Annotated in this window: 8 protein-coding genes; all 8 read right to left on the reverse strand. The window is 72.2% G+C overall.

All coding sequences use genetic code 11. From position 1 onward, the window contains the following. On the reverse strand, nucleotides 1-649 hold a 649-nt coding region (locus FDZ70_05045; protein ID TLM77865.1), incomplete at its 3' end, for a hypothetical protein. 4 nt (nucleotides 650-653) lie between these two features. Further along, nucleotides 654-2,546: a penicillin-binding protein 2 gene (gene mrdA / locus FDZ70_05050; protein TLM77866.1), complete on the reverse strand. Its 1,893-nt coding sequence runs from the start codon at nucleotides 2,544-2,546 to the stop codon at nucleotides 654-656. Between the two features lie 9 nt (nucleotides 2,547-2,555). After that, nucleotides 2,556-3,068: a rod shape-determining protein MreD gene (gene mreD / locus FDZ70_05055; protein ID TLM77867.1), complete on the reverse strand. Its 513-nt coding sequence runs from the start codon at nucleotides 3,066-3,068 to the stop codon at nucleotides 2,556-2,558. Then, a complete protein-coding gene (gene mreC, locus FDZ70_05060; GenBank protein ID TLM77868.1) occupies nucleotides 3,065-4,063 on the reverse strand; it encodes a rod shape-determining protein MreC in 999 nt (332 codons plus the stop codon). Before mreC ends, mreD begins: the two co-directional genes overlap by 4 nt. Beyond that, nucleotides 3,942-4,970: a rod shape-determining protein gene (locus FDZ70_05065; protein TLM77872.1), complete on the reverse strand. Its 1,029-nt coding sequence runs from the start codon at nucleotides 4,968-4,970 to the stop codon at nucleotides 3,942-3,944. Before FDZ70_05065 ends, mreC begins: the two co-directional genes overlap by 122 nt. A gap of 162 nt (nucleotides 4,971-5,132) precedes the next feature. Then, nucleotides 5,133-5,798 carry a DNA repair protein RadC gene (gene radC / locus FDZ70_05070; protein TLM77869.1) on the reverse strand — a complete coding sequence of 222 codons (666 nt, stop codon included), beginning with the start codon at nucleotides 5,796-5,798 and terminating at the stop codon, nucleotides 5,133-5,135. A gap of 12 nt (nucleotides 5,799-5,810) precedes the next feature. After that, on the reverse strand, nucleotides 5,811-6,350 hold the full coding sequence (locus tag FDZ70_05075) for a Gx transporter family protein (protein TLM77870.1): 540 nt from the start codon (nucleotides 6,348-6,350) through the stop codon (nucleotides 5,811-5,813). Further along, a partial coding sequence (locus tag FDZ70_05080) for a hypothetical protein (protein TLM77871.1) occupies nucleotides 6,325-6,590 on the reverse strand: 266 nt, incomplete at its 5' end. The genes FDZ70_05075 and FDZ70_05080, both read right to left, overlap by 26 nt.

The raw sequence follows: 6,590 nt of genomic DNA on the forward strand, positions 1-6,590 counted from the left end.
ACTCGGCGAGCAGGCCGCGGTCGCCCGGCGGTTCGAAGACACTCAGGCTCACGACGAACAACACCGCCACGAGCGCGAAGACCGCGAACCACCTGCCGCGCAGGCCGCCGACGATCAGCATCCCCGCGGTGATCGCGACGAACACCAGGCCGGTGCCCAGATCGGGCTGCAGCAGGATCAGCACGAGCGCCGCCCCCACGTACGTGACGACGGTGCCGACCTCCCGCAAGGTCCCGATCTCGCCCTTGAAGCGCGCGACCACGGATGCGAGCACGATGATGAAGAGCAGCTTGGCCGGCTCGGAGGGCTGGAACAGGCGCACGCCGGCGACCTGCAACCATGAGGTCGCGCCCTTCGCCGACGCTCCGAGCCCCGGGATACGCGGCGCGATCACCAGGAACGCGGCCGCGAACAGGATCGGCCCCAGCCACCCGAGAAAACGGCGGTAGTCGGTCACCCACGCCAGCGCGAGGAAGGCGAAGCCGATGCCCATGCCCGCCATCTGGCGCGCGAACATGCCGCCGCCGCCCTTCATGCCCGAGGTCGCCGACCACACCATGACGCCGCCGTACGCCAGCAGGCCGATGATCGCGGCGACGAACGGCAGCGGCACGTACCGGGTGATGCGCTTCAGCCCCTGGTCCTGCACGCCATCACCTCGACTCGTCGTGCGCGCGGACGTGCGTGACGGGCAGGCCGAGCAACTGCGCGACGACCTCGCGGGCCGCGGGCGCGGCGACCGACCCGCCGTGGCCACCCTGCTCGACGACCACCGCGACCGCGTACTTCGGGCCCTCGGCGGGCGCGAGGGCCACGAACCACGCCAGGTCGTCCTTCCCGTACACCTCGGCGGTGCCGGTCTTGCCGAGCACGCGGCGCGGGAGGCCGGCGAACGCACCCCTCGCCGTACCCCGCTCGGTCACGTCCTCGAGCGCTCGCCGCCTGATGGCGAACTGCGCCGGCTGGGCATCGACCGCGCCCGCGGTCTCGACCGACGACTCCAGCCCGGCCTTGCCGGCGGGGCCGAGGACCGCGGCGAGCCCGCGCGGCCGGATGACGGTCCCGTCGTTGGCGATCGCGGCGTAGGCGACCGCCATCTGCAACGGCGTGGCGAGCATGTCGCCTTGGCCGATCGCCATGTTGACCGTGTCGCCGGGCAACCACGCGCGGTACTCGGGGTAGTCCCTGTTGAACTCGGCCTTCCACGTGGCGTCGGGCACGCGCCCCGGCACCTCGCCGGGCAGGTCGATGCCGGTCCGGCTGCCGAGGTTGAACTCGCGGGCGACCTTCTGGAGCTTCTCGCCGCCGTCCTTGTAGAACGCGTGCCCGATCTCGTAGAAGACCGTGTCGCACGAGTACACGATGCCGTTGTGGAACGACGTCGTGCCGTGGCCGGTCTTCTTCCAGCAATACTTCTTCCACTGCTCACCCATGCCGACCCACTTGCCGGCGCAGTCGAAGGTGCGCCACTCCGACGTGATGCCGTAGCGCAGGCCCGCCATCCCGGTGACCACCTTGAACGTGGATGCCGGCGGATACGCAGACATGATCGCCCGGTTGTTGAGCGGATACTCGCTGCCCGCCGCGTTCAGGCGGGCCCACTCCCCGCGTTCCACGCCGCCGATGAACAGCCGCGGGTCGTAGGTCGGCGCCGAAGCCATCGCGATGACCTCGCCCGTGTCGACGTCGAGCACGACCGCGGCGCCCGCCTTGGCCTTCGGGTACCCCTGGTCGTGAGCGTCCTCGATCGCGTTGGCGAGCGCAGACTCCGCGACCCTCTGGACGTCCAGATCGATCGTGAGCCGCACGTCGCGACCGGAGACCGGCTCGCTCTCGGAGATGATCCGCCGCTGCTTGCCGCGCGCGTCGACCTCGATGAGGCGGCGGCCGTGGTCGCCCTGCAGGACCGACTCGAACTGCTTCTCGGCCCCGGACTTGCCGACGATGTCGCCAGGCTGATAGCCCTGCTCACCGAGGTCGGAGATCTCGTCCTCGGAGATGACGCCCGTGTACCCGAGCACGTGCGCGGCGAGCCCGCCCTGGGGATAGTCGCGCACGCCGACGACGCGCACCTCGACGCCGGGGAACTGCGCCTCGTGCTCCGCGAGGTAGGCGACCGGCTCGTCGGAGACGTCGACGGCGACGATGCGCGGCTCCAGCGGCGCCTCCTTGACCGACGACAGGCGCTCGACGATCTCCGCCCGCGAAACGCCGAGCAGCGCCGACAGGTCGTTCAGGAGCCGGTCGGCCTCGGCCTTCGCCGCCTTGTCCTTGCCCCGGGCCGCGTGGGCGATCGTCGGCGAGACGAGCACCGCCAGCGACGGCCGGTTCGAGACGAGCGGACGACCCTTGGCGTCCAGGATCCGGCCGCGCGGCGCGTCCATGAAGACCTCTTGGACGCGGTTGTCCTTGGCCTTGGCGGCGTACCGGTCGCCGTTGAGGATCTGCATCGTCCACAACCGCAGCGCGGGAGCGGCGAGCGCGACGAGGATCAGCAGGCCGAAGGCGGCGAAGCGCGGCTTGAGCCGCTCGCGGAACTCGGACACGGGCGCCCCCTACCCGATCCGGCGCAACTCGGTCAGCCGCGGCTCGCGGCGCATCGCCCGGGCGAGCCACGGGTAGACGAGCAGCGCCAGCGCCGCGTTGTAGACCGCGCCCGGCAGGACCTTGGTCAGCAGCGCACCGGCGAGGTTCGCGCCCTCGCCGAACATGGTGAGTTCGAACGCGTACGCGCCCTCGGCGAGCAGGCACGCGACGGCCGCCACGGTCACCGGCAGCAGCCACCCCTCGGCGAAGAGGTTCGCGGCCACGAGGCCGGTCACGTAGCCCGTGACCGCGAGGACAAGGGCCCAGGCGCCGACGGGGCCGGTGCCGAGGAGATCGAGCAGCAGACCGGCCGAGAAGCCGGCCACCATGCCCGCCTGGGACCCCTCCATGAACGCCAGCGTGATGACGACGAGCAGCAGGAGGTTCGGCACGACGCCGCCGATGCCGACGTGGGGCGCGATGCCCACCTGAAGCGCTGCGGCCGCGAGTATGGCCAGCGTGGCCGGGAGCGCGCGCCTCATTCGCCCGCCCCCCCTTCCACTGCCGGCGGCGCCGAGACAAGCACGAGCGCTTCCTCGAGGCTCGCAAACGGCACCTTCGACTCCACGACGATGTCGGGGAACAGGTCGCCGGGGCGCGCGTCGACGTCGACGACCTCGCCGATGAGCAGCCCCTTCGGATAGACGCCGCCGAGGCCCGACGTGAGCACCACGTCGCCGCGCTGCGGCAGGAACTTGCGGTCCACGAAGTCCATCGTCAGGCCCCCGTCGACCGAGCCTCGCAACACGCCGGTCGCCCGCGTGCGCTGGACGAGCGCCGCGGCGCCTGAGCGCTGGTCGGTGATGAGCCGCACGCGGCACGACCCGAGCGTGGACTCGACCACCTGGCCCACGACCCCCTGCGCCGAGAGCACCGGCATGCCGGTGGTCACGCCGTCCTCGAAGCCGAGGTCGAGCACGACGACGCCCTCCCAGGTCGAACTCGGCCGGCCGATCACGTGCGCGCCCTTCGCGTCGAGGCCCGCGGCCTCCGCGAACCCGACGAGCTTCTTCAGCCGCTCGTTCTCGAGCCTCGCTTCCTCGAGCTCGGCGTTGCGCTTCCGAAGTTCGGCGTTCTGCGCCTGCAGCTCGGCTACGTCGGCCTTCGACATCGTGAAGCCGCCCACCCAGGTGGTGGCGGCACGCACCGGCCACGTCACCCAGTCACCGACCGCCGCAACAGGCGCGGCGACCGCCTGCACGCCGCGACGGACCAGGTGGAGCGGACCGCGGTCGCCCTCCTTGACATAGACCGTCACGAGCACGAGCGACAGCGCGACCGCGCCGACGAGCAGCCACGGGCTGGCAGGCCTCTGTTCGGGCTGGGGACCGGCCATGGGGGCGTGTTTCCGCCTCCTAGCGCGAGTCGCGGCGGCGCAGCTGCTTGAGGACGTCCTCTTCCTCCAGCGCCATCGCGGACCCGAGCACAACGTTGATGAGCGCGTTCTCGGACACGTGCACCGGCATGCCGGTCTCATGCCTGATGCGCTCGTCGATCTGCTTGAGCAGCGCACCGCCGCCGGTGAGCACGATGCCGAACTCCATGATGTCGCTCGACAGCTCGGGCGGCGTCTGTTCGAGGCAGCCCTTGATGGCGGCGATGATCGCGGCCATCGGCTCCTCGACCGCGGTGCGGATCTCCTCGGAGGAGATGGTGAGCGTGCGCGGGAGGCCCGTGACCAGGTCGCGGCCGCGCACCTCCGCGTCGAGCTCCTCGGGCAGAGGGAACGCGCTGCCGATGGACATCTTGATCTCCTCGGAAGTGCGCTCGCCGATGAGCACGTTGTACTCGCGGCGGAGGTGGTTGATGATCGCCTCGTCGAACTCGTCGCCGCCGATGCGGATCGACTGGGCGATGACGATGCCGCCCAGCGAGATGACCGCGACCTCGGTCGTCCCACCGCCGATGTCGACCACCATGTTGCCGGTCGGCTCCTGGATCGGCAGCCCCGCGCCGATCGCGGCGGCCATCGGCTCCTCGATCAGGTACGCGTGGCGCGCGCCGGCCTGCATCGTGGCCTCGTACACGGCGCGCTTCTCGACCTCGGTGACGCCCGACGGCACGCACACCATCACGCGCGGCTTCGGCTGCCACGGGAACCGCTTCACCCGCGTGGCGCTGATGAAGTAGCGCAGCATGGCCTCCGTGACCTCGAAGTCGGCGATGACGCCGTCCTTGAGGGGCCGGATCGCGACGATGCTGCCGGGCGTGCGGCCGAGCATGCGCTTGGCCTCCATGCCGACTGCGAGCACGCGCTTGGACTTCTCCTCGATCGCGACCACGGACGGCTCGGTGAGCACGATGCCGCGGCCGCGGACCGAGACGAGCGTGTTCGCGGTTCCGAGGTCGACGGCCATGTCGCCGCCCCACGAGTTGAAGAACATGTCGATGAGCGACAAGAGCGCTCCCCTTACTTCATCGGGACCCCGCGCAACAGCGCGTGCGCGAGCCGACCCTTTTCGGGCCCGAATCCGTGCAAGTCTACCACAAGAGGGTGCCGCGGGCTGTCGCGCACACATCATCGCCGCAGGTAGAGGCGTCGGCCGCTACATCAGCCCAGCGTCCCTCAGGCTGGTGTGCGCTCCCCCGTCGCCGATAACGACGTGGTCGAGCACCTCGATGCCCAGCACGTCGCCGGCCTTCTGCAGGCGCCGCGTGAGCTGGATGTCGGCGCCCGACGGGGTCGGGTCGCCGGACGGGTGGTTGTGCACGACGACGACCGAGGCCGCCGACACGCGCACCGCGTCGCGGAACAGCTCGCGCGGGTGGACGATCGATGCCGAGAGCGACCCCACCGAGACCTCGACCATCCTGAGCAGGCGGTTCTTCGTGTTCAGCGCGAGACACCAGAAGTGCTCGCGGTCCAGGCCCCGGAACTGCGGGCCGCACAGGCGGACCACGTCCTCCGGGCCCGAGATCACCGGGTCGCGCCCGGCGCCCCACGCCGCGGCGCGGCGCGACAGCTCGAGGCCGGCGAGCACCCGCGCTGCGGCGGCCGGCCCGACACCAGGCAGCCGCGTGAGGTCCTCGCCGCGGGCCCGCCACAGCATGTCGGGGATCGGATGGGACGCGAGGAACGCGCCCGCGAGCGCGCCGGCGCCCTCCTCGCCGAGGAGCACGCCGACCACGTCGGCGTCGGTCAGCGCCTCGACGGCGCCGGACAGCAGGGCGTCCCGGGCGCTGCCGCCCGGTCCGGGTACGCGGGGCGCCACGCGCCCACCTCCTCACACGCCGACGGACACCTGCGTGAGGGGGGTGCGGGAGACCAGGAGACGGGCGGAGTACCCGGTGGCGAGCCCCGCGGGCAGGCTCGCGGCGAGGGACAGGGACAGGAGGAGGAGCGGGGCGGGTGACCCCGTGAGCACGCACGCCACCACGAACTGCGCCGCGACGTGCGCCGCTGACGCGCCGACGCCGAGGCCGACCGGCGAGAAGCGCTCGCCGGCGGCGTCGAGCAGACACGCGACGGCCCACGCGGCGAGCGTGCCGGCCGCCGACATCGCGCCCGACGGCCCGAGCAGCCCGCCGGTGGCGAGCCCGACGAGAAGCACCTTGACGGCCCCGACCGCCAGCGCCGGGCGACGCCCGAGCGACACGAGCGCCACGAGCACGGCGACGTTTGCCAGCCCCAGCCTCAGGCCGGGCACGGGCAGCGCGGGAAGGAGCGCCGCCTCGGCGTAGCCGATCGCGGCAGCGAGCGCGGCGAGCAGCGCCGTGCGGACGAGCACCGAGGCGGCGCTAGCGCGAACGCGCGTCGAGCGCATCGGCGTCACCGCCCTCTGAGCGCACGACCACGCCGTTGGGGGCGCAGACGATCGCGCCGCCGCTGATGCGGCCGCCGTGCACGCACACCTGGTCCGGGCAGTCGGCGCTCTCGACCCACGCGTCGCCGCCGCTCACGCGCACGACCACGCTCCCGAGCGCGCCCTCCACCACGAGGCGCTCGTCCACGCCGGCCGGGACTACCGTCACGCCCGCCGGCCCCGTCACGCGGAACGCCGCCG

The organism is Actinomycetota bacterium (assembly GCA_005774595.1).
In the GTDB taxonomy this organism is placed as follows: Bacteria; Actinomycetota; Coriobacteriia; order Anaerosomatales; family D1FN1-002; genus D1FN1-002.